The sequence below is a fragment of the Desulfocurvus sp. genome, assembly GCF_023230885.1.
Classification (GTDB): Bacteria; Desulfobacterota; Desulfovibrionia; order Desulfovibrionales; family Desulfovibrionaceae; genus Desulfocurvus.
This window is the reverse complement of the sequence record NZ_JALNWM010000022.1, coordinates 1-22,304: the sequence shown is the minus strand read 5'-3', so window position 1 is coordinate 22,304 and position 22,304 is coordinate 1. Positions and strand designations below refer to the sequence as shown.

At 69.4% G+C, this 22,304-nt stretch carries 21 protein-coding genes; 17 read left to right on the top strand and 4 right to left on the bottom strand.

Annotated elements, in window-relative coordinates; translation table 11 throughout:
- The first annotated feature begins 577 nt into the window (after positions 1-577).
- The 17 genes from M0P34_RS02835 (at position 578) to M0P34_RS02755 (ending at position 18,811) form a co-directional block, all read left to right on the top strand.
- Entirely contained in the window at positions 578-1,330 is a 753-nt protein-coding gene (locus M0P34_RS02835) for an IclR family transcriptional regulator (protein WP_291496155.1), read from the top strand.
- A gap of 87 nt (positions 1,331-1,417) precedes the next feature.
- A complete protein-coding gene (gene buk, locus M0P34_RS02830; protein ID WP_291496153.1) occupies positions 1,418-2,476 on the top strand; it encodes a butyrate kinase in 1,059 nt (352 codons plus the stop codon).
- Positions 2,477-2,636: 160 nt separating this feature from the next.
- Positions 2,637-3,554, top strand: a complete 918-nt coding sequence (locus M0P34_RS02825) for a phosphate acyltransferase (protein WP_291496151.1) — start codon at positions 2,637-2,639, stop codon at positions 3,552-3,554.
- A gap of 217 nt (positions 3,555-3,771) precedes the next feature.
- On the top strand, positions 3,772-5,055 hold the full coding sequence (locus M0P34_RS02820) for an MFS transporter (protein ID WP_291496149.1): 1,284 nt from the start codon (positions 3,772-3,774) through the stop codon (positions 5,053-5,055).
- Positions 5,056-5,164: 109 nt separating this feature from the next.
- Entirely contained in the window at positions 5,165-5,407 is a 243-nt protein-coding gene (locus M0P34_RS02815) for a 4Fe-4S binding protein (RefSeq protein ID WP_291496147.1), read from the top strand.
- A 173-nt stretch (positions 5,408-5,580) separates the two neighbouring features.
- Complete coding sequence (locus tag M0P34_RS02810) at positions 5,581-6,642, top strand: 3-methyl-2-oxobutanoate dehydrogenase subunit beta (protein ID WP_291496145.1); 1,062 nt, start codon at positions 5,581-5,583, stop codon at positions 6,640-6,642.
- Positions 6,642-7,382 carry a thiamine pyrophosphate-dependent enzyme gene (locus M0P34_RS02805; protein WP_291496143.1) on the top strand — a complete coding sequence of 247 codons (741 nt, stop codon included), beginning with the start codon at positions 6,642-6,644 and terminating at the stop codon, positions 7,380-7,382. Before M0P34_RS02810 ends, M0P34_RS02805 begins: the two co-directional genes overlap by 1 nt.
- Complete coding sequence (locus M0P34_RS02800) at positions 7,382-7,918, top strand: 2-oxoacid:acceptor oxidoreductase family protein (protein ID WP_291496141.1); 537 nt, start codon at positions 7,382-7,384, stop codon at positions 7,916-7,918. The genes M0P34_RS02805 and M0P34_RS02800 overlap by 1 nt, the downstream gene beginning before the upstream one ends.
- 159 nt (positions 7,919-8,077) lie before the next feature.
- Positions 8,078-10,888 (top strand): FAD-binding and (Fe-S)-binding domain-containing protein, encoded by a 2,811-nt coding sequence (locus M0P34_RS02795; RefSeq protein ID WP_291496139.1) that lies wholly within the window; start codon positions 8,078-8,080, stop codon positions 10,886-10,888.
- Between the two features lie 150 nt (positions 10,889-11,038).
- Positions 11,039-11,368: a hypothetical protein gene (locus M0P34_RS02790; RefSeq protein WP_291496136.1), complete on the top strand. Its 330-nt coding sequence runs from the start codon at positions 11,039-11,041 to the stop codon at positions 11,366-11,368.
- 93 nt (positions 11,369-11,461) lie between these two features.
- On the top strand, positions 11,462-12,112 hold the full coding sequence (locus M0P34_RS02785) for a hypothetical protein (protein WP_291496134.1): 651 nt from the start codon (positions 11,462-11,464) through the stop codon (positions 12,110-12,112).
- Positions 12,113-12,290: 178 nt separating this feature from the next.
- Positions 12,291-13,499: a DUF3179 domain-containing protein gene (locus M0P34_RS02780; RefSeq protein ID WP_291496132.1), complete on the top strand. Its 1,209-nt coding sequence runs from the start codon at positions 12,291-12,293 to the stop codon at positions 13,497-13,499.
- A 5-nt stretch (positions 13,500-13,504) separates the two neighbouring features.
- On the top strand, positions 13,505-14,257 hold the full coding sequence (locus M0P34_RS02775) for an HAD family hydrolase (protein ID WP_291496130.1): 753 nt from the start codon (positions 13,505-13,507) through the stop codon (positions 14,255-14,257).
- 61 nt (positions 14,258-14,318) lie between these two features.
- On the top strand, positions 14,319-15,407 hold the full coding sequence (gmd, locus tag M0P34_RS02770) for a GDP-mannose 4,6-dehydratase (RefSeq protein ID WP_291496128.1): 1,089 nt from the start codon (positions 14,319-14,321) through the stop codon (positions 15,405-15,407).
- A gap of 140 nt (positions 15,408-15,547) precedes the next feature.
- Entirely contained in the window at positions 15,548-16,546 is a 999-nt protein-coding gene (locus M0P34_RS02765; protein ID WP_291496126.1) for an ABC transporter permease, read from the top strand.
- Positions 16,543-17,424 carry an ABC transporter permease gene (locus M0P34_RS02760; RefSeq protein ID WP_291496124.1) on the top strand — a complete coding sequence of 294 codons (882 nt, stop codon included), beginning with the start codon at positions 16,543-16,545 and terminating at the stop codon, positions 17,422-17,424. The genes M0P34_RS02765 and M0P34_RS02760 overlap by 4 nt, the downstream gene beginning before the upstream one ends.
- A gap of 100 nt (positions 17,425-17,524) precedes the next feature.
- Positions 17,525-18,811 carry an HDOD domain-containing protein gene (locus M0P34_RS02755; RefSeq protein WP_291496122.1) on the top strand — a complete coding sequence of 429 codons (1,287 nt, stop codon included), beginning with the start codon at positions 17,525-17,527 and terminating at the stop codon, positions 18,809-18,811.
- Positions 18,812-19,184: 373 nt separating this feature from the next.
- Here the strand turns inward: M0P34_RS02755 and M0P34_RS02750 are convergent, their stop codons facing one another.
- From M0P34_RS02750 to M0P34_RS02735, 4 genes are all read right to left on the bottom strand, one after another.
- Positions 19,185-19,619 (bottom strand): VanZ family protein, encoded by a 435-nt coding sequence (locus M0P34_RS02750; RefSeq protein WP_291496120.1) that lies wholly within the window; start codon positions 19,617-19,619, stop codon positions 19,185-19,187.
- Between the two features lie 2 nt (positions 19,620-19,621).
- Positions 19,622-19,786, bottom strand: coding sequence for a hypothetical protein (locus tag M0P34_RS02745; RefSeq protein WP_291496118.1), 165 nt, complete (start codon positions 19,784-19,786; stop codon positions 19,622-19,624).
- Between the two features lie 112 nt (positions 19,787-19,898).
- On the bottom strand, positions 19,899-20,945 hold the full coding sequence (locus M0P34_RS02740) for a sensor domain-containing diguanylate cyclase (RefSeq protein WP_291496116.1): 1,047 nt from the start codon (positions 20,943-20,945) through the stop codon (positions 19,899-19,901).
- Positions 20,946-21,082: 137 nt separating this feature from the next.
- Positions 21,083-22,304, bottom strand: a 1,222-nt coding sequence (locus M0P34_RS02735; RefSeq protein WP_291496114.1) for an AMP-binding protein, incomplete at its 5' end; no start/stop codon positions are given.

Below are 22,304 nucleotides of genomic sequence, written 5' to 3'. Positions count from 1 at the left end.
GTCAGCTCCGCGAAGGACTTGGTCAGGTTGGCGACCGCAACGCCTTGGGGGTTCTGCTGGGACATGCGCGGACCTTGTCGCACGGGTCCTGCCCGTGCGCACCCGGCGGCCCGAAACCGCCCGGATCGCCTCGGGCCCTGGCGGAAAACGCCGGTCACCGTGCGTTCTATTGTGTGGAACGATATTCTAAACGGGGCGAAGTATGCCCCAAAAAGCAAGGGGGGTCAATCATGGCAAACGCTGCCGGCCGGGTGTGTCGTCGCCCGGGCGCGTGCCGTTCCCGGTTTTTTGGTATTTTTCTCGGGAAGTAACATTCTGTTTTGATTGATTTATTTCGTATGGCGGCCCGGGGAAGAGCCTTTTGAGGCCGGAAAAAGTGGCGCGTGCGGATTTTCCCGGCTTGACTTTTCCGGCCCGGGGGAACACTGTTTGCCTGTCCGTTTTGAAACGTCGTTCTATCAGATAGAACGGAACCCGGGCGGACCGTGCTGCGGGAAGCGCGATTCTGTGCTAAGGGCTGGGCGGCAGTGCCGGTTACTTTAAAACAATCCACCGTCCCAGCAGGAGCAGAAAAGCCATGTCGTCGAACATCAAAGCTGTGGAAAGAGCCCTGGAGATCCTCCTGTATCTCAACAGGCAGGCCGAGCCCGTGGGCATCTCCCAGATCAGCAAGGATCTTGGGATCTACAAGAGCACCGTGTTCCGGACACTGCAAACCCTGGAGTCGCAGCATTTCGTCGAGCAGCATAAGGATTCCGGGAAGTACGGTCTCGGTGTCGTGTACATATCCATGGCCAGCAAGATAAACACGCACGACATCTACAGACCGTTCGCGGCCAGCCTGCACAAGGAATTCAACGAGGCGGTCAACGTTTCCATCCTCGATGCCAGCTCGGCCGGGGTGTACCGCAGCATCATCGTCCTCAAGGAGGACAGCAAGGACAACATCCTGTCCGTCAGCCCCAGGGTCGGCTCGGTCATGGACTGCTACTGCTCGTCGGTCGGGAAATGCCTGCTGGCCTTTTCCCCGAACATCTCCGAGCGGACCCTGAAGAACTACAAGTTCGTCAGGTACACGGTGAACACCATAACGGACGTCCCCGCGCTCCTGGCGGAAATCGGCAAGGTGCGCGAGCAGGGCTATGCCGTGGACGACGAGGAGCAGGAGATCGGCCTGACCTGCGTGGGGGTGCCGATCCTGGACAGGAAGGGCGAGGCCGTGGCGGCCATGAGCGTGTCCGGCCCGACCCAGCGCATGCAGAACCACGATATCGCGCTCATTGTACAACAATTGAAACGGACCTCGGCGAACATCTCCGCGCTGCTCTAGCCCGTATCGCCCAATGCGCGCCCAAGGCGCGCGGGCCGGGCGCTGCCGCGCGGGCGTGAAGCCGGGGACACCGCAACGGAGAACGTCATGCGTGTTCTGGCTATCAACCCGGGTGGCACGTCCACCAAGATCGCCGCCTTCGAAGGGTCCGAGGAGCTTTTCAGCCGCAACGTCCAGCATCCCCAGGAGCTGGTCAACGGGTTCCCCTCGGTGGTGGCCCAGGGGCCCTTCCGCCGGGAGGCCATCCTGGACGCCCTGCGCGAGGCCGGCCTGGCCCTGGACGGGTTCGCCTGCGTGGTGGGCCGGGGCGGCCTGTTGAAGCGCCTGCCCGGCGGCACCTACCGTGTGTCCCCCCCCATGCTCGAAGACCTGCGGGCGGCCAGGTTCGGGGAGCACCCCTCCAACCTGGGGCCGATCCTGGCCCGCGAGCTGGCCGACGAGGCCTGCGCCCCCGCCTACACCGTGGACCCGGTCTCCGTCGACGAGTTCTGGGATGTGGCCAGGATCTCCGGCATTTCCGAGCTGGAGCGCCCCAGCTGGATGCACGCCCTGAACCAGAAGGCCGTGTGCCGCGAAATCGCCGCGCAGCTTGGCGGCACCTACGCGGACTACAATTTCATCGTGGCCCACCTGGGCTCCGGGGTTTCCGTCGCCGCGCACACCGGCGGCAGGATGGTCGACGGCTCGGGCGGGCGCAGCAACGGCCCCTTCTCGCCCGAGCGCAGCGGCGGCCTGCCCGCGTATCCGCTGGTGAACCTCTGCTACAGCGGCAAGTACACGCACAAGGAAATGGTCGACCTGCTGAGCGTTCGCGGCGGCATGTACGACTACCTCGGCACCAAGGACATGCTGGAGATCGAGGCCCGCTGCGAAGCCGGGGACGAGCGGGCCACCCTGGTCCTGGACGCCTTCATCTACCAGGTGGCCTGCGAGATCGCCAGGTACGGCGCCGCGCTGCGGGGCAGGGTGGACCGGATCATCATCACCGGCGGCATCGCCCGCTCCCGGCGCGTGGTCGACGGCGTGGCCGGGCGCGTCGGCTTCCTGGCGCCCATCGCCGTGCTGCCCGGGGAAAAGGAAATGGAGTCCCTGGCCCTGGGCGCCCTGCGCGTGCTTCGCGGCGAGGAAACGGCCAGGGAGTATTGATTTTCGCCCGGCGCGCTTCGCGCCGCCCGCGGCGGCTCCGGCGCCCTGGCGCGCGGGGCGCCCCCACCGGGAAACCGGCCGGGCACCCGGCGACGGCGTCGGCGCGCCCCTGAATTGGAACGACGTTCTAAAATAGCTGAATGCGAATACGAGGCCGAACATGCTGCAATCATTTTCCGAACTGCTCCAGAAGGCCGCCGCTGGCCCGGCATACCGGGTCTGCATCGCTGCGGCCGAGGACGCCGCGATTCTCGCCGCCGCCAAGATGGCCCAGGAGCGCGGCATCATCGACCCGGTGCTGGTGGGCGACGCGGACCGCCTGCGCGCGCTGTGCGCCGGGGTCGGGCTCGAAGGCTGCCGCGTGCTGCCCTGCCAGACCCCTGCGGAATGCGCCGCGGTGGCCGTGGAGGCCGTGCGCCGGGGCGAGGCCGACGTGCTGATGAAGGGCACCATCAACACCTCCGACTACCTGAGGGCCATCCTGAACCGCGAGCGCGGCCTGCGCGGCGGCTCGCTGCTCAGCGCCCTCGCCGTCTACGAAGTCAGGGAATACCACAAGCTGATTTTCTGTTCGGACAGCGGCATGAACACGGCTCCCGGCCTGGAACAGAAGGTCGGCATCCTGAACAACGCCCTGGCGGCCATGCGGCGCCTGGGTTTTGCCAAGCCCAAGGTCGCGGCCCTGACCGCCAACGAGATGGTCGACCCCAAGGTGCCCGCCACCGTGGACACCCAGGCCCTGGCCCGGATGGCTGCGGCCGGGGAAACCCTGCCCTGCGTGCTCGAGGGCCCGATCGCCTTCGACGTGGCCTTCGACCGCGCGGCGGCGGAGCACAAGCACATCGCCAGCGAAATCAGCGGCGACGTGGATCTCATCCTGGCCCCCAACATCGAGACCGGCAACGCCCTGGGCAAATCCTGGCTGACCCTGAACAAGGCCCAGTGGGCCGGGGTCATCCTGGGCACCACGCACCCCGTGGTGCTCGGTTCGCGCTCGGACACGGCGCAGGTCAAGATCAACTCCATCGCCCTGGCCTGCCTGCTGGCGCGCGAGGGGGAGCGGGGGCCGGCGGCCTAGCCGGTCGGCGTGCGCCCGCGGGGCCCCGCGGGCGCACGCGCCAAGGACGGTGTGAATGGACGGACGGGATCACGGACCGGGCCCGGCGGGCCGGTCCGGGCGGGGCAAGGGGGACGGCGCCCCGGATCCCGGGGGAGTGTGGGCGGAAGGACACCGCGAAAGGACGGGTGCCGCGTTTCCGCCGCAAGGGAAACCTTTAACCAGGCAAGGAGACGTCATGTCGCAACAGCGCAGCTTCAGCCTAAAGACCTTTGTCACGCTTTTCTTCTGTGGAATGGCCTACGCCATCACCTATGCGGCGCCCTTCGTGCAGTACGTTTTCTATGATCCGACCCTGAAAGCCCTTGGGGCGACCAACGCCCAGCTCGGCATCCTGGTCATGATCTTCGGCTGGGGCAACATCCTGGGCGCGCCCCTGGGCGGCATCCTTTCGGACAAGTTCAACCACAAGACCATGTACATCTGCGGGCTCATGGGCACCTCGCTTTTGTCCATCCTGCTGGCCTACAACCTGAACTACGACTTCGCCCTGTTCGTGTTCGCGGGCTTTGCCATCACCGGCCTGTTCCTGCTCTTCCCGGCCCACATCAAGGTGGTGCGCCTGCTTACGGACGAGAACAACCAGGGCAAGGTCTTCGGCTTCGCCGAGGCCTTCGCCGGGCTGGGCAGCGTCATCGTGAACACCATCGCCCTCAGCGTGTTCGCCTGGTACGTCGACGAGGTCTTCGGCTTCAAGGCCGTGCTCATCTTCTTCGGCCTGTGCGGCATCGCCTGTAGCGTCGTGCTGTACTTCCTGGTGGACGGCCCGGCCAAGCTCAAGGAGAAGGGCACCATCGACAAGGCCAAGGAGCCCATCACCCTGAACGACTTCCTGGTCGTGTTGCGCTGTCCCGGCACCTGGTTCGCGGGCATCGCGGTCTTCTCGACCTACACCCTGTATTGCTCCATCTCCTACTTCACGCCCTATTTCACCAACGTGCTGGGCGTGTCCGTGGTCTTTTCCGGCGGCCTGGCCATCATCCGCACCTACGGCATCCGCTTCGTCATGTCCCCGGTGGGCGGCGTCCTGGGCGACAAGTTCGGGTCCGTGACCAAGGTGCTGCTGTTCTCCTGGATCGGCGCGGCCGTGGTGGTGACCACCATCATGTTCCTGCCGCCCGATACGCCCATCGCCGTCGCCGTCGTCCTGATGCTGCTCATGGGCGTGTTCACCTTCACCGCGCGGGGAACCATGTTCGCCGTGCCGTCCGAGGTGCGCATCCCGGTCAAGTACGCGGCCATCACCGCAGGCATCGTCTGCGCCATCGGCTACTCGCCCGACCTCTTCATCTTCATCCTCTTCGGGCACTGGATCGATACCTACGGCAACGCGGCCTACAACTACATCTTCATCTACGACGTCGTCGTGTGCATGCTCGGCGTGGTCAGTGCGCTTTTGACCTTCCGTTACAAGCGCCGTTTCGCCGAGCGGGTGGGCGAGCCCGTGGGGTCCGCCGCCTAGGTTCCCCTTTTCCGTCCGCGGCCCCGGGCGGGTGCCGGGCCGCGGACGGAAAACCCCTTGCAAGCGGCCGCCAGGGGCGGCCCTCAAACTACCCGCATGGAGAGACACAATGGACAGGATCATCGTTACCCAAAGCCGCTGCAAGCAGTGCGGGCTCTGTGTGGCCCACTGCAAGCAGGAGGCGCTTTCCTTCTCCGCCGTCTTCACCGAGGCAGGCTACAGGCCGGTGCAGGTGGACGACGCCAAATGCATCAAGTGCGGCATCTGCTATCTCGTGTGCCCGGACCGGGTGTTCACGATTATCGGCGCGCCGGGCGGGAAGGCCTCCGCGAAGCAGTCCGCGTCGGCCTGAGCCGCCCCGGGGCCCGGCAGGCGGGGCCCGGGAGCGACGGCACCCCGGCGCTCCCCCGGCGCAGCAGCCACGGGCCGGGGCATTGATTCGCAGGCAAAACACTGGCGGGGCGTGCGGCACATCCGCTGCCGGCATGCCCCGGACACACAATGCATATGCAAGTGAGGCGTATTATGGCTGAAATGATGAAGGGCAACGTCGCCATCGCCGAGGCGGCCGTCCGGGCGGGCGTGCGTTTCTACGCAGGCTACCCGATCACGCCCTCCTCGGAGATCATGGAATACCTGGCCAAGCGGCTGCCGGAGCTGGGCCGTCAATTCATCCAATCGGAGAGCGAGCTGGCGGCCATCAACATGGTCATGGGCGCCGCCGCCTGCGGCGTCCGCGCCCTTACGGCCTCGTCCGGCCCCGGGATCAGCCTGAAGCAGGAGGGCATCTCCGTGCTCTCCGACGAGGAGCTGACCTGCGTCGTGGTCAACGTGGTGCGCTACGGCAACGGCCTGGGCACACTCTTCTCCTCCCAGTGCGACTACTTCCGGGAGACCAGGGGCGGCGGCAACGGCGACTACCGCTGCATCGTCTTGTGCCCCTCGTCCATCCAGGAGGCGGTGGACCTGATGCTCACCGCCTACGAGCTGGCGGAGAAGTACCGGGTGGTGACCGTCTTCATGACCGAAGGCGCCCTGGGCCAGATGATGGAGCCCTGCGAGCTGCCCGATTTCGTGGAGCCCCCGAAGCTGCCCTGGGGCTTCGACGGCAAGTACAGCTACAAGAAGATCGGCATCTTCGACCGCGACTCCATGCAGGAGGCGGAGCAGCTGAACAGGAAGTACGAGACCATCCGCGCCGAGGAACAGCGCTGGGAGTCGGAGAACGTGCAGGACGCGGACTATGTGTTCGTGGCCTACGGGCTGCCCGGGCGCGCGGTCAAGGGCGTGACGCGCCAGATGCGCGCCCAGGGCCTCAAGGTGGGCCTGATCCGGCCCATCACGGCCTGGCCGTTCCCGGTCAAGGCCTTTGCCGAGGTGAACCCCGGGGTCAAGGGCTTCATCACCGTGGAGGCCAACGCCACCGGGCAGATGGTGGACGACGTGGCCCTGGCCAGCAAAACGGTGTTCCGGGACCGCTTTGTCCCGACGCACGCCTTGCCCTGCGTGTACGGCCTGCCGTCGCGCAAGTTCATCATGGACGGGTTCGGGCAGATCGTGTCCGGCGCCCGCAAGGAGGTGTACTAATGGCCGTTTCGCGTAAAGTCCCCGCCATTATCGACAGGGAGACCAGCTTCTGCCCCGGCTGCGGCCACGGCATCGTCATCCGGCTGATCGCCGAATGCCTGGAGGAACTCGGGCAGGACAACAACGTCATCTTCCCCCTGGGCGTGGGCTGTTCGAGCCTGCTTGGCGGCGGCCTGGTCACCGACCGCCTGCACTGCCCGCACGGCAGGGCCTCGGCGGTGGCCACGGGCATGAAGCGCTGCGAGCCCGATGTGACCATCGTGGCCTACCAGGGCGACGGCGACGCCTACAGCATCGGCATCGCGGAGACCCTGAACGCCGCCTACCGCAACGAGAACATCACCATGATCGCCATCAACAACACCAACTTCGGCATGACCGGCGGCCAGATGAGCTGGACCACCATGCCCGGGCAGAAGACCACCACCTCGCCCAAGGGCCGCGACTGCGCCGTGACCGGCAACCCGATCCGCTTCCCCGAGCTGGTGGCCAGCCAGTTCGACGTGGCCTATGCGGCGCGCGGCGCGGTCACCAGCCCCAAGCGGATCGCCACGGTGAAGAAGTACATCAAGAACGCCCTGGCGGCCCAGGTCAACAAGGAGGGCTATTCCACGGTGGAGGTTCTCTCGCCCTGCCCCACCAACTGGGGCCTGGACGTGCTCGGCGCCATGAAGCGCATCGAGGAGGAGATCATCCCCTACTATCCGCTGGGCGAATTCAAGAAACGGGAGGAACGCTGATGCGCGAGATACTCTTTGCCGGCCTGGGAGGCCAGGGGGTCCTGACCTGCGGCCTGATCGTGGCCGAAGTGGCCCTGTTCAACGGGCGCACCGCCACCTGGAGCCCCTCCTACGGCTCCGCCATGCGCGGCGGCGCGGCCAACTGCACCGTGAAGTACAGCCGGGAGATGGTCTACAACCCCTCCCTCGACGAGCCGGACCTGCTGCTGGCCATGAGCGAATCCGCCCTTGCCTTGCACGGGCATCTGGTCAAGAAGGGCGGCATCGTCCTGGTCAACAGCGACCTGGTCGGCGGCGAGGGCTTCGGGCGCACGGACGTGTCCGTGCACCGGGTGCCCTGTTCCTCCCTGGCCCAGCGGATCGGCCAGCCCAAGGGCGCCAACGTCATCATGACCGCGGCCATCATCAAGCTGCTTGGCGACTTCGGTTTCGAGGACGGCATGCGCGGCATGAACGACATGTTCCGCAAAAAGGGCAAGGAGCGGTTCGAAAAGGGCAATTCCGCAGCCTTCGAGGCGGGATACAGCGCGGTCTAGTTCCGCCCCGGCCCGTTGTCGCGGGGCCGCCCGGCATCCCCGGGCGGCCGTTCATGCACCCGGGCAGGCGGCGGGCCTGCCCGGGACGGCACGCGGACCAGAACCTTCAGTCCCCGCCCCGCCCCGCACGCGACGGAGCATGGTCCCGAGGAGTGTTTCATGGCTGATTTCACCAGGTTCATCCAGGAGGCCCAAGGCGTCCTTCCGGAACGGCAGGTGCATACCGACGAGCTGCTGGTCAAGGCCTATTCGGTCGACGGCAGCCCCTTCGAACCCATCGCCAAGGCGGTGGTGGACATCTACAACCCCGAGCAGCTCGGCCTGCTTCTGGCCATTGCGCGCAAGACCGGCGTGAGCCTCACCTATCGCGGCTCCGGCACCGGCGTCAGCGGGCAGACCATCGCCAGGGACGTGACCGTGCGCCTGCTCGGCCCGTACTGGAAGCGGATCGACGTGCTCGACGGCGGCGAGCGGGTCCGTGCGCGCTGCGGCGTCATCGGCGCCGAGGTCAACGCCGCCCTGAAGCCCCACGGCCGCTACATGACCGCCGACCCCTCGTCGATCAGCGCGGCCAGCATAGGCGGCATGGCCGCCACCAAGGCCGCCGGACTCGGCTGCACCGTGGACAAGAACCTCTACAGCATGATGACCGGCCTGCACTTCACCCGGGCCGACGGCGCCGACGTGGACACCGAGGACCCGGGCAGCGTGGCGCGCTTTCGCGAGAGCCACGCCGGGATGCTCATGCGGCTCGCGGCCCTGAGGGCGCGCATCCTGGCCGACGACGCCATGCGCGAGACGATCCTGCGCAAGTTCAGCATCCGCAACACCACCGGCTACAGCCTGAACGCCTTCACCGATTTCGAGGATCCCGTGGACATCCTCGCCCACCTGCTGATCGGCTCCGAAGGCACCCTTGGCTTCATCCACTCCATAACCATCCGCACCGAGCGCCTCCGGCCGCACCGCTCCACGGCCCTGGTCGGCTTCTCCTCCCTGGACGACGCCATCCAGGCCGTGCTGCTGCTGGAAAAGCGCTGTTCCATGTACGCGGTGGAGTTCCTGAACCATGTGTCCCTGAACGCGCTGATGCAGCTGCCCGCCTTCCCGGATTTCCTGCGCGGGCTGGGCAGCGACGCCTGCGCGCTGCTGCTTGAGACCAACGCCGAAACGCCGCAGGACCTGGCCGCGAACGTGGCCGGGGTGAACGCCGTTTTCGAGGAGGTCAAGCCCGTCTCGCCGGTCAACTTCGAGACGGACCACGCCGTGTGCGAGGCCCTGTGGAACGTGCGCCGGGCGCTCTTCCCCCTGCTGGCCGGCACCCGGCATCCGGAGGAGTTCGCCTACTCGGAAGACTACTGCGTGCCCATCAACAACCTGCCCCAGGCCTGCCGGAGCTTCGTGGAGATCCTGCACAAGTACGGCTTCACCAAGTCCGGGGTCCACGGGCACGCCCTGCACGGCAACATCCACTTCTCCATCCCCCTGCGCATCAACGACCCGGCGGCCATCGCCGACGTGGCCAAGGTCATCGAGGAGGTGGCCGTGGTCGTGCTGGGCCTTGGCGGCGCCCTCAAGGCCGAGCACGGCACCGGGCGGGCCGTGGCGCCTTTCGTGCGCCAGGAATGGGGCGACGAGCTGACCCAGGTGATGTATGAGCTCAAGGAGATCATCGACCCCCTGAACATCATGAACCCCGACGTGCTGCTCAACGAGGACCCCAACGGCCATCTCGCGGGCCTGAAGTACGCCGTGGCCGTGGACCCCATCGTGGACACCTGCATCGACTGCGGGTTTTGCGAGTACGTCTGCCCCTCGGGCGGCGTGGGCCTGTCCTCCCGCCAGCGCATCTATACGCTGCGGACCATCGCCGGGCTGCGCCGGGACGGCAGGAACGACCTGGCCGACAAGTGGGAGGCGGCCTTCAGGCGCCTTGGCGTGGACCTGTGCGCGGCCGACGGCCTGTGCGCCACGCGCTGCCCGCTGGGCATCGACATCGCCGGGCTGATGAAGAAGCTGCGCGGGCGCGGCCATTCCGCCCTGGCCAAGGGCGTGGCCTCGTCCGTTGCCGGGCACTTCGGCCTGCTGGAGGGCGCGGCCTCGGGCCTGCTGCGCGTGGGCTCTGGCGCGCACAGGCTGCTCGGCCACAGCCTGGCCTCGGCCTCGGGCTCCCTGGCCGGGGCCGCCGTGGGCATGAAGATCCCCGACCTCCACGAGGTGCGCCTGACCGGCGGCAGCCCCGTGCCCCGGAGCTGCGTCACCCCCGACGCTCCGGCCGTGGTCTACTATCCCTCCTGCGCCGTGCGCATGATGGGCTACAAGGGCGCGGGCGGCGCCGGGGAGGACCCGCTCATGGATGTGGCCGTGCGCCTGCTGCGCAAGGCGGGCTATTCCGTGATCCTGCCGGACAAGGCCAAGGGCCTTTGCTGCGGCAAGATGTTCGAGACAAAGGGCCTGCACGAGCAGGCCGACGCCAAGCTGAAGGAACTGGAAACCGCGCTGCTGGCCCTTAGCGGAAACGGCGAGATCCCGGTCCTGTGCGAGACGAGCCCCTGCGTGGCGCGCATGAAGAAGAAGATGGACCCGCGCATCTCCATCCAGGAGCCCGTGGCCTTCGTGCTCGAACACCTGGCCGGGAGGCTGGAGTTCGTCAGGAAGCAGCGCAAGGTGGCCCTGCACCCGACCTGCTCCATCCGCGAGATGGGCCTGGTGGACAAGTTCAGGGAAGTGGCCGAACGGTGCGTGACCTCGGTGGTCATCCCGGAGAACATCTTCTGCTGCGGCTTCTCGGGCGACAAGGGCTTCACGCATCCGCAGCTCAACGCCTTCGCCCTGCGCCACCTGGAAGAGCAGATCAGGGACTGCGAGGAGGGCTACAGCTCCTCGCGCACCTGCGAGGTCGGCCTGACCCTGCACGGCAAGAAGCCGTACCGGAACATCCTGTACCTTATCGACGAGTGTACGCGCTAGGGGCCCCGCGCGGCTTTGCCCCGGCCGCGCGCGCCCTGCGCCGCCGCGGCGCAACGCCCCGGAAAAGCCCCGCCCCGCCCCCGGCCGGGGGCGGGGCGGGGCGCAAGGGGCAGGGACTGTCATCATGTTGACCGAACAAAGGAGGACACCATGAAAACGCTGCTGGCCGCCATCCTGGCGGGTATTGTCCTGTACTGCGCCGTTCCGGCAGCCGCCGCCGACGAGCCGGTCCGGATCGACACCTGCTGGATCGACGAGTCGCCGGGCTTCAACATCTGGTATGCCAAGAAGATGGGCTGGGACAAGGAGGAGGGCCTGGACATCGTCATGCACCTTTTCAACAGCGGTCCGGCCCAGATGGAGGCCCTGCCCGCCAAGCAATGGGTGCTCGGCTCCACCGGGGCCGGGGGGCAGCTCACCGGGGTCATCCGCTACAACGTTTACTCCGTGGCCGCCACCATCAACGAGGGCATCAACTAGCTCTACCTGCGCCCCGGCCATCCGGCCGCCGCGATCAAGGGCTGGAATCCCGACTACCCCGAGGTCTGCGGCAGCCCGGACACCGTCCGGGGCATGAAGATCCTCTATACCACCCAGACCACGGTGCACTACCTGATCGGCAAGTGGCTCCAGGTGCTCGGGCTGACCTTCGACGACGTGACCCTGGTCAACATGGACCAGTCCTCGGCCGTTCCGGCCTTCGAGCGCAACATCGGCGACGCCGTCGGCCTGTGGGCGCCCTTCGTCTTCGCCGCCCAGCGCAACGGCTGGGTCCTGGCGGGAACCGGGGACTCCCTGAAGGTGCCGACCGTGGCCTCCTATGTGGGCGACCGGGAGTGGTGCGACGCGCACCCGGAGCTGGTGGCCAAGTTCCTGCGCGTGCATTTCCGGGTGGCCAGGATGATGCGCGAGGAGGGCCTGAGCGAGCGCATCGTGGAGCTGCATCGCCAGTACATGAACGAGTTCTGCGGCATCCGCATGACCGCGGAGGAATCCCGGGGCGACCTGGAGCTGCACCCCCGCTGGACCTATGAGGAGGTTCTCCAGGTCATGGACCAGAGCGGGGGCCTGTCCCAGGCCGAGCGGTGGCAGAAGGAAATCGCCGAGTTCTTCGTCGGCATCGGCCGCTTTTCCAGGGAGGAGGTGGCCAGGCTGGACGACCGCGACGTGGTGACGGACAAGTTCCTCAAGCTCGTGGAGCTGCCCATTCCCGACTGGAAGTGACCACCGGGCGAAAGGGCGGCCGGGCGATGGCCCGGCCGTCTTCGCCCGGGGGCCTTGCGCCGCCCGGGGGCTTTGCACCGCCGGGGGGCGCGTGCTATGGCGGGATGGGGCCGGGCGGGCGGCGGCGCGATGGGCGCGCCGCCGCCGCCGGCCGGATGAGCCGGGAGCCGGGGGGAGAATGAGCCTGTCCGCCGTGTTGCGCGCCGGGGCGCTGGGGGTGCTGCTGCTGCTGCTGGCCTGCCTGGCCCCGCCCGCGTCCGCCCAGTTGACGACCAGTTCCTCCGACCCGGCCGCCCCGCCGCCGCCGGACCCCTACGCCCGGCTGCTCGAACTGCTGCTGGGCGACGCCCGGGTGCGCGAGCGCCCGCGCGCCGTGGACGCCCCGGAGTTCATCCCTGTTTCCGACGCCTCGCTGTACATGGACCGCGACGCGCAGGTGCTGGTGGAGGAGCCCGCCCGCGAGGGCGGCCCGGTGTTCATCTACCCGCGCGACATCCTGGCCCGCCACGAGGTGCTGAACCTCCAGGACGAGGCCGGGGCGCGGCGCAGCGTGACCTACAGCCCGCTCACGGGCAGCGTGGCCGGGTACCTCGGGGCCCTGGGCGCGCGCAGCTTCGCCCTGGGCACCACCGGGCAGTTCCTGAACATGAACCGCGTGCTCTACGACCGCGCCACCAACAGCCTGTGGCCGCAGATCATGGGCGAGTGCATCTCCGGGCCGCTGCGCGGGCAGCGCCTGGAGCGCTTCGCGCTGCTGTGGACGCGCTGGGGCCCGGCGTCCGGGCGCTGGCCCGGGGCCCGGGTGCTGTCGCGGCGCACGGGCTTTCGCGTGAACTACGACCGCGACCCCTACGGCTCGTACCGCCGCGACGACACCTGGTACACCACGGGCGACCCGCGCGGGCCCATCGCCCACACCGACGCCCGGCTGGGGCCCAAGGAGCGCGTGCTCGGGCTGGCCGTGGGCGAGGCGGCCCTGGCCTTTTCCGAGGCCGCCGTGCGCCAGCGCGGGGTGGCCTCGGCCACGGCGGGGCTCGAACCGCTGGTGGCCATCCTCGACCCGGGGCTGGACGCGGTGCGCGTGTTCCACGCCGAGGCCGACGGCCGGGCCCTGACCTTCGAGCGCGTGGGCGACGAGATCATCGACGAGCAGACCCGCTCGCGCTGGGCGGTCACGGGCCGGGCGGTGGAGGGCCGCCTGCGGGGCATGGCCCTGGAGCGCGTGGCGGCCATGGACTGCATGTGGTTCGCCTGGGCGGCCTTTTATCCCGAGACCCTCTTGTGGACCGGGCCGGGCAACCCCCTGGAGGCGCTGCCCGCGGGCCCGGCCGATCCCGGGACGGGCGTTTTGCCGACCATGATGCCCAGCACGGCCCCGGAGATGTGACCCCCGTGGCTGCGCCGGTCCGCCCCCGGGCCCCGTTGCGGGCCGTGGTCTTCGATTTCGACGGCACCCTGGCCGAGCCGGTGCTGGATTTCGGCCTCATGCGCCGCGAGCTGGCGGCCCTGGTGCGGCCCTTCGCGCCCGGGGCGAGCCCCGCGCCGCAGGTGCCCGTGCTGGAGTGGCTCCAGGGGCTGGCCGCCGGGCTCCAGGCCCGCGAGCCCGGCGCGGGCCCGGCCCTGCTGGCGGCGGCCCACGCGCGCATCCGGGAGCTGGAGGTGGAGGCCGCCGGGCGTACGCGGCTGTTTCCCTTCACCCGCGAGCTGCTGGCCGGGCTGGCCGCGCGCGGGGTGGGCACGGCGGTAGTCACGCGCAACTGCGCCCGGGCCCTGGCCACGGTGTTTCCCGACGCGGACCACGCCGTGGGCGCCGTGCTCACGCGCGACGACGTGGCCCGCGTCAAGCCCGATCCGCAGCACCTGGGCGCGGCCCTGGCCGCCCTGGACGCCGCCCCGGGCGCGGCGCTCATGGTCGGCGACCACCCCATGGACGTGGAGGCCGGCCGCCGCCTGGGCACCTGGACCGCCGGGGTGCTCACCGGGGCCGGGGGGCGCGCGGCGCTGCTGGCCGCCGGGGCGGACTTCGTGCTCGGCGACTGCGCGGGCCTGCCCGGGGTGCTGGCCCTGGCCGGGCTTTTGCCCCGGGGCGGCGGGCGCCCCTGCGCCCCTCGCCCGGCCGTGGACAGCGCGGCCCGCGGAGCTTAGACTGGCCCCGCAGGCCCCCCGCGCCCCGGGGCGCCGCAAACCCTCAACCCCACGGCAGACCATGAAGAAAAAAGCCCTGATCACGGGAGTCACCGGGCAGGACGGCGCCTACCTCGCCGAGTTCCTGCTGGGCAAGGGATACGAGGTCCACGGCATCAAGCGCCGCTCGTCGCTGTTCAACACCCACCGCGTGGACCATCTCTACCAGGACCCGCACGAGTCGGGCCGCCGGTTCATCCTGCACTACGGCGACATGACCGACTCCACGAACCTGATCCGCATCGTGCAGACGGTGCAGCCCGACGAGATATACAACCTCGCGGCCCAGAGCCATGTGGCCGTGTCCTTCGAGACGCCCGAGTACACGGCGGACACCTGCGCCCTGGGGCCGCTGCGGCTGCTCGAGGCCGTGCGCATCCTGGGTCTGGAGCGCAAGACGCGCCTGTACCAGGCATCGACTTCCGAGCTGTACGGCAAGGTGGTCGAAACGCCGCAGACCGAGCGGACGCCCTTCTACCCGCGCTCGCCCTACGCGGCGGCCAAGCTCTACGCCTACTGGATCTGCGTGAACTACCGCGAGGCTTACGGCATGTATGCCTGCAACGGCATCCTGTTCAACCACGAATCGCCCCTGCGCGGCGAGACCTTCGTCACGCGCAAGATCACCCGCGCCCTGGCGCGCATCAGCCTGGGCCTTCAGGACTGCCTCTACCTGGGCAACCTCGACGCCCGGCGCGACTGGGGGCACGCCCGCGACTATGTGGAGATGCAGTGGCTCATGCTCCAGCAGGACGAGCCCGACGACTACGTCATCGCCACGGGCGTGCAGCACTCCGTGGCCGAGTTCGTGGAATGCGCCGCGCGCGAGCTGGGCATGGACATCCGCTGGAGCGGTGAGGGCCGCGACAAGACCGGCACCGACGCGGCCACGGGGCGCGTGGTGGTCCGTGTGGATCCGCGCTATTTCCGGCCCACGGAGGTCGACGCCCTGCTGGGCGACCCGTCCAAGGCCCGCGAAAAGCTGGGCTGGACCCCGCGCATCGGCTTCGAGGACATGGTCCGCGAGATGGTCCGGGCGGACCTGGACGAGGCCCGGCGCGACGACCTGTGCCTGCGCGAGGGATTCCAGGTTTTCAACCACCACGAATGACGCCCCCCGGGCCAGCCCCGCCCGCGGCGCCCCCCTCCGACGCGCCGCCCGGCTCCCCGGGCGGCGCGGTGCTTTCGGGGCGGCCGGGCCCGCCCCGGCCCGGCGTTGCGCTCGGGGCGGAAGTCCCCTACAACGGCTGCATGTCGGAACTCGCCAAGCGCCTTGCCGCCAAGCTGCTGTGGATCGTGGTGGTCTTCCTGGGCATCACGGTGATCAGCTTCGCGGTGATCCACCTGGCCCCGGGCTCGCCCACGGACATGCAGACCACCCTGAACCCCGAGGCCACGGCGGAGGCCCGGACGCGGCTGGAGGCCCTCTACGGCCTGGACCGCCCGCTGCACGAGCAGTATGCGGACTGGCTGTCGCGACTGGCGCGCCTGGACTTCGGGCGCTCCATGAGCAGCGACCACCGCCCGGTGTGGGACAAGATCGTGGAGCGCCTGCCCCTGACCTTCGGGATGAACGTGGCCTCGCTGGTGCTGACGCTGATGATCGCGGTGCCCATCGGCATCGCCTCGGCCTGGTGGCAGGGCAGGGCCTTCGACCGCGCGGCCACGGTCCTCGTGTTCATCGGCTTTGCCATGCCCGGCTTCTGGCTGGCGCTCCTGCTCATGTACGCCCTGTGCATCCACTGGCCGCTGCTGCCCATCTCGGGGCTCACGTCCTACGGCTTCGAGCAGATGGGCTTCTGGGAGCGCCTGGCCGATCTGGCGCGCCACCTGACCCTGCCGCTGTTCGTGTACACCTTCGGCAGCCTGGCGGGCATGTCGCGCTTCATGCGCGCGAGCATGCTGGAGGTCCTGCGCCAGGACTACATCCTCACCGCGCGGGCCAAGGGCCTGCCGCTGCGCACGGTGATCTTCCGCCACGCCCTGCGCAACGCGCTCCTGCCGGTGATCACCATCCTCGGCCTGTCTGTGCCCGGGCTCATCGGCGGCAGCGTGATCATCGAGTCCATCTTCGCCCTGCCGGGGCTGGGGCAGCTGTTCTACCAGGGGGTCATGGCCCGGGACTACCCGCTGATCATGGGCAACCTGGTGCTTGGGGCGCTGCTGACCCTGGCGGGCAACCTGCTGGCCGACGTGGCCTACGGGCTGGCCGACCCGCGCATCCGCGCGGCGCGGGGGGGCGGGCGATGACGCCGCGCGGGGACGCGGGGCGCCCGGGGCCGGGGCGCCTGTCGCCGGGGCGGCTCCTGGGCCGCTGGCTGGGGCGCTACGGGATGCTGGCCGTGGGCGGAGGCATCGTGCTGGTCATGAGCCTCGCGGCGCTGTGTGCGCCGTGGCTGGCCCCGGCGGACCCCACGGCCCTCAACGTGGACGCCATCCTCCAGGCACCGGGCGCCCTGCACCCGCTGGGCACGGACGCCCTGGGGCGCGACGTGCTCTCGCGGCTGCTCTGGGGCGGGCGGGTGTCGCTGTGGGTGGGTTTCGTGGCCGTGGGCCTGTCGGTGGCCATCGGGCTGGCCCTGGGGCTGGCGGCGGGCTATTTCGGCGGGCTGGTGGACGAGGCCATCATGCGCGGGGTGGACGTGATGCTCTGCTTCCCGTCCTTTTTCCTGATCCTGGCGGTCATCGCCTTCCTGGAGCCGTCGTTGACCAACATCATGGTCGTCATCGGGCTCACGTCGTGGATGGGCGTGGCGCGGCTGGTGCGCGCCGAGACCCTGGCCCTGCGGGGACGCGATTTCGTGCTGGCGGCGCGGGTTGCCGGGGCCGGGCCGCTGCGGATCCTGTTCCTGCACATCCTGCCCAACGCCCTGGCGCCGGTGCTGGTTTCGGCCACCCTGGGGGTGGCCGGGGCCATCCTCGTGGAGTCGTCGCTGTCCTTTCTGGGGCTGGGGGTGCAGCCGCCCATGCCCAGCTGGGGCAACGTGCTCATGGAGGGCAAGGACGTGCTGACGGTGGCCCCGTGGCTGTCGTTCTTCCCGGGGCTGGCCATCCTGGTGACCGTGCTGGGCTACAACCTGTTGGGCGAGGCCCTGCGCGACCTGCTCGACCCCCGGCTGCGCGGCTAGTTGTTTTGGCCCCGGCCTTGCCCTCGGCCCGGCACGCGGCTATATTCCGGAAACACGCCCGGGCGCACGGCGCCCCGACCTTCCGCCGCCCGAGGGTTCGATGACCGACGAAACCGCTCCCGCAGACCGCTGCTTCTTGCCTACCTTCCTGGCCCGCCAGCCCGTGTTCGACGTGCGCGGCAGGCTCTGGGGCCACGAGCTGCTGTTCCGCTGCGGGCCCGAGGCCGACCGCGCCGTGATCACCGACGCCGACCAGGCCACGGTGAGCGTGACGGCGGAGTCCACCTTCGGGCCCGAGGATTTCTTTGGCGGCAACGCCAGGATCCTCATCAATTTCGACCAGCGCTCCATCCTCGACGACGTGCCCTACGCCCTGCCCCCGGGGCAGACGGTGGTGCAGGTGCCCGAGGAGGCGCTGCTGAGCGAGGGGGTCTTCCGGGCCCTGGAGGGGCTCGTTCAGGACGGGTATTCCGTGGCCGTGGATGGCTTCACCGGCCGGGAGGACTGCGCGGCCCGCCTGGGCATCGCCGGGCTGCTCATCATCGACGTGCTGGCCCACGGGCCCGGACGGGTGACCCAGCTGCTGGAGCGGGCCCGGGCCTGCGGGGCCACGACCCTGGCCAAGAAGGTCGAGACCATGGAGGCCTATGCCCAGGCCCGGCACCTGGGGTTCACCCTGTTCCAGGGGTTTTTCTTCAAGCGGCCGGAGCTGGTGACGGGGCGCAAGCTGACCTCGCACCAGCACTCGCGCTTCGCCCTGCTCAAGGCCGTGGAGGTCAGGGAGCCGGATTTCGAGGCCCTGGCCCGGGACATCCAGGCCGACGTGTCCATCAGCTACCGGCTGCTGTTCTACCTGAATTCGGCGGCCTTCGCCTTTTCGCAGCCCATCCGCTCCATCCGGCAGGCCATCGTGCTGCTGGGCTGGAAGCAGCTGCAAAGCTGGCTGCGGGTGGTCATCCTGTCCGACGTGATGCCCGCGCACAAGCCCTCGGATCTGTTCTTCACCGCCGTGCAGCGGGCCAAGTTCCTGGAGCTCATCGCCCTCAGTCACGAGTTTCCCGAAGCCCAGCCGGACAGCATGTTCCTGCTTGGGCTGTTCTCGCTGCTCGAACCCATGCTCGACATGCCCATGACCGGCATCGTCGACAACCTGCCCCTGGACGAAACCCTCAAGGATGCGCTGCTGGCCCGGCCGTGCTACCACGCCAAGTGGCTGGACTTGGTGCGCGCCCACGAGAAGGGCCACTGGGAGCAGCTCGACGCCCTGACCGACGAACTGGCCCTGAACCGGCTGGTGGTGGCGGTGTCCTACTACAAGTCCGTGCTGTGGGCCAACGCGTTCTTCAAGCACGGAGCCACCCAGGCCGAGGCCGAGACCGGGGCCTGAGGGCGGCGGCGGCCATCCGGGCCGAGGTCCCGGCGGGGCGGAGAGGTTCCGCACCAGCCCTTCGCCCTTTCCCCGCGGGCCGCGGCCCGGCGGAGCAAAAAAAAGCCCTTCCCGGAATCCCGCGAAGAACAAAAAAAAGACCCTGCCTCGGGTCCACTTGTTCCGGTGCGTACGGTTCGGCCTGGAGCGGGGCTCCGCTGGCCGGGCAGTGGTCGGGGCAGGTCCTGGGGCGCTCCGGCGCGCCGTTTATGAGGGGTGGGGTTTATTCCGGCGTCCCTCCTGCTGGTGTTCCCGTCCCATATTCCATCGGGGCCGCGTTGGCCCCGAGGTGGCCGACTTTCGCAATTCCAGGATAAGCACTTCGGGCTGGCTGTCAAGGGGTGTCTGGCGGGGCGGGGGGCCGGGGTCCGGGGCCGGGGGCGCTGCGGCGCAGGCGCCCGCGCAGGGCGAAGCCCGCGGCGGCCCCGGCGGCCAGGCCCAGGGCGTTGCCCAGGGCGTCGTAGAGCTGGCAGCGGCGGTTGGGGATGGCCAGCTGCATGAGCTCCAGGGCCAGGCCCAGAGCCAGCAGCGCGGCCAGGGCGGCCAGGGCCCGGGGCCGGCTGCGCGGCGCCAGGGGCGCCACCAGCCCCAGGGCGGCGAAGGCCGCGAAATGCAGAACGTTGTCCAGGGTCACCCGGCCGAAGAGCCGCCGGTAGGGCGGCATGAAGTCCGAGAACAGCGACAGGTGGACCAGCAGGGCCACCCCCGCCGCCAGGAGCAGGTGCCAGCGCCAGGGCTTGAGCCTGGCCCAGGGGCCGCGCGCGGGCATGGCTACTTCTTGCGCCTGCGCGCGATGGCGTAGCGCGTGGCTCCGGCCAGCACGCCGCAGGCCACGCCCAGGAAAAAGGCCCGGGCCGGATCCATGCCCAGGACGTAGGTGGCCATGATACCCAGCGCCCCGCCGATGAGGACGCCCCTGAAGACGGCTTCTTGCATGATCGCTCCCGGCGCGGTGCGCCGTGTGTGTGGTTCGCGGTTGGGGCGGACAGACCCTAACAGGTTGGCGCGCGGGAGAAAAGCCCGCGTGTGGGGGGGGCGGCGGCCCCGGTCAGGCGCCGCCGGGGGCGGCGGCCCGGGCGGGGCGGCCCGGGCGGGCGGCCTTGCGCGCGAAGAGGTCCTCGTCGGCGAGCTTGAGGAGCCGGGCCGGGGAGTCGGCCCCGGTGTCGGCGCTGCTGGCCACCCCGGCGCTGAAGCGCACCAGCCGGTCGATGCCCGGCACGGGGCTGTAGCGGAAGAACTGCTCCACGCGGTCCATGAAGGCCCGGGCCTGGGCGGCGTCGGTGCTGGGCAGGATGACCACGAATTCGTCGCCCGCATAGCGCGCGCAGGAGTCGATCTTGCGGGCCATCTTGTGCAGCCGGGCGGCGAAGAAGGCGAGCATGGCGTCGCCCGCGTCGTGGCCCAGGGTGTCGTTCACGCCCTTGAAGTCGTCCATGTCGATGAAGGCCACCGAGAGCACCGCGCCGTAGCGCCTTGCGCGCAGGAACTCGGCCTCCAGGCGCTCCTCCATCGCCCGGCGGTTGAGCAGGCCGGTGAGCGGGTCGCACAGGGCCAGCCGGGCAAGCTTCTCGTGGGCCGTGACGTTGGACAGGCACAGGGACACGCGCATGGCCAGCTGGGCGAGCAGGGTGGCGTCCATGTCGGGCCGGAAGCGCTTGGGGGAGGGGTCGGCCTGGTTCAGGGTGCCCACCAGCCGCCCGTCGAGGGTCAGCGGGGCCACGGCCAGGGAGCCCAGGCCCGGCGGGGCAGGGCTGGGCATGAGCGGCGCGAAGCGCTCCAGGGAATGGTTGTGGAGCACGGGGGCGTTCTGGCCGCCGAGCAGGGGCAGCACCGCGCCGCGCTCGGCCAGGACCGTGGGGCAGCCCTGCGCGCCCCGGATGTCCAGACCGTCCAGCAGGCGGGCCAGCTCGCCGTCGGCGAACAGGGTGACCCAGACGTGGGGCACCTCGAACTTGGCGCGGATCAGGCAGACCAGGCGGGCGAACAGCTCCTCGAACTTGAGGATCGTCAGGATCTCGCTTTCGACCTCGAAGAACTTGGCGCGGATGGCCTCGTTGCGCCGCAGTACTTCGAGAATCCTGGCTTTGTCGTGCATGGTCCTTCCAGGGCGCGGGCGCGGGCCGTGTGCGCCTGGTTCTAGAGATTTTCTGAATTATCTCTCAAGACCGGACAAAAGGCAAGGCGGCGGGAAAACCCCGCCGCCTTGTCGACACTGGGGCGGACAGGTCCGCCCTAGCAGCCTTTTTCCAGGTCGCGCTGGCGGATCTCGGCGCGCTTGATCTTGCCCGAGATGGTCTTGGGCAGCTCGGGCACGAATTCGATGATCCGCGGATACTTGTAGGGCGCGGTGGCCTTCTTGACGTGGTCCTGCAGCTCGCGGCGCAGCTCTTGCGTGGGCTCGAAGCCCGGGGCCAGGACCACGGTGGCCTTGACCGCCTGCCCGCGCACCTCGTCGGGCACGCCGGTGACGGCGGCCTCGACCACCGCCGGGTGGGAGACCAGGGCGCTCTCCACCTCGAAGGGCCCGATGCGGTAGCCCGAGCTCTTGATCAGATCGTCCACCCGGCCCAGGAACCAGTAGTAGCCGTCCTCGTCGCGCCAGGCCTTGTCGCCGGTGTGGTAGACGCCGCCCTGCATGGCCTGGGCGGTCTTGGCGGGCTCGTCCACATATTCGCGGAACAGGCCGGTCACCGGCGCGTCGCCCAGGCGGATGCAGATTTCGCCCTCCTCGCCGGGGCCGCAGGGCTGGCCGCCGGCGTCCAGCAGGACCACGTCCCAGCCGGGCACGGGCTTGCCGATGGACCCGGGCTTGGGGGTCATGAAGGGGAAGGTGGCGATCTGCAGGGTCGTTTCGGTCTGGCCGTAGCCCTCGTGGATGGGCAGGCCGGTCAGGCGCTTCCAGTCCTCGAAGACGCTGGAGTTGAGCAGCTCTCCGGCCGTGGTGCAGTGGCGCAGGCGCGAGAGGTCGAACTTCGAGAGATCCTCGCGCACCAGGAAGCGGTAGACCGTGGGCGGGGCGCAGAAGGTGGTCACGCCCTCGCGGGCCATGACGGCCAGAAGCTCCCCGGGGTGGAACTTGCCCCGGAAATCGTAGACGAACACCGTGGCCCCGGCCATCCACTGGCCGTACATCTTGCCCCACACGGCCTTGCCCCAGCCCGTGTCGGCCACGGTGAGGTGCAGGTCGCCGGGGCGCAGGTCGTGCCAGTGGGCGCCGGTGACGTAGTGGCCCAGGGGGTAGGCGTGGTTGTGCAGGACCATCTTGGGCTGGCCCGTGGTGCCCGAGGAGAAGAAGATCAGCAGCGGGTCGGCCCCGCCCGCGGCGTCGGCGGGCCGGGGGAAGGCCGGGGCGGCCCCGGCGCAGATGTGGTCGTAGTGGACCCAGCCCTGGGGCAGCATGGCGGGGCCGCACTGGACCAGGGTCCGCAGCCCGGGGCACTGGGCGCGGGCGGCG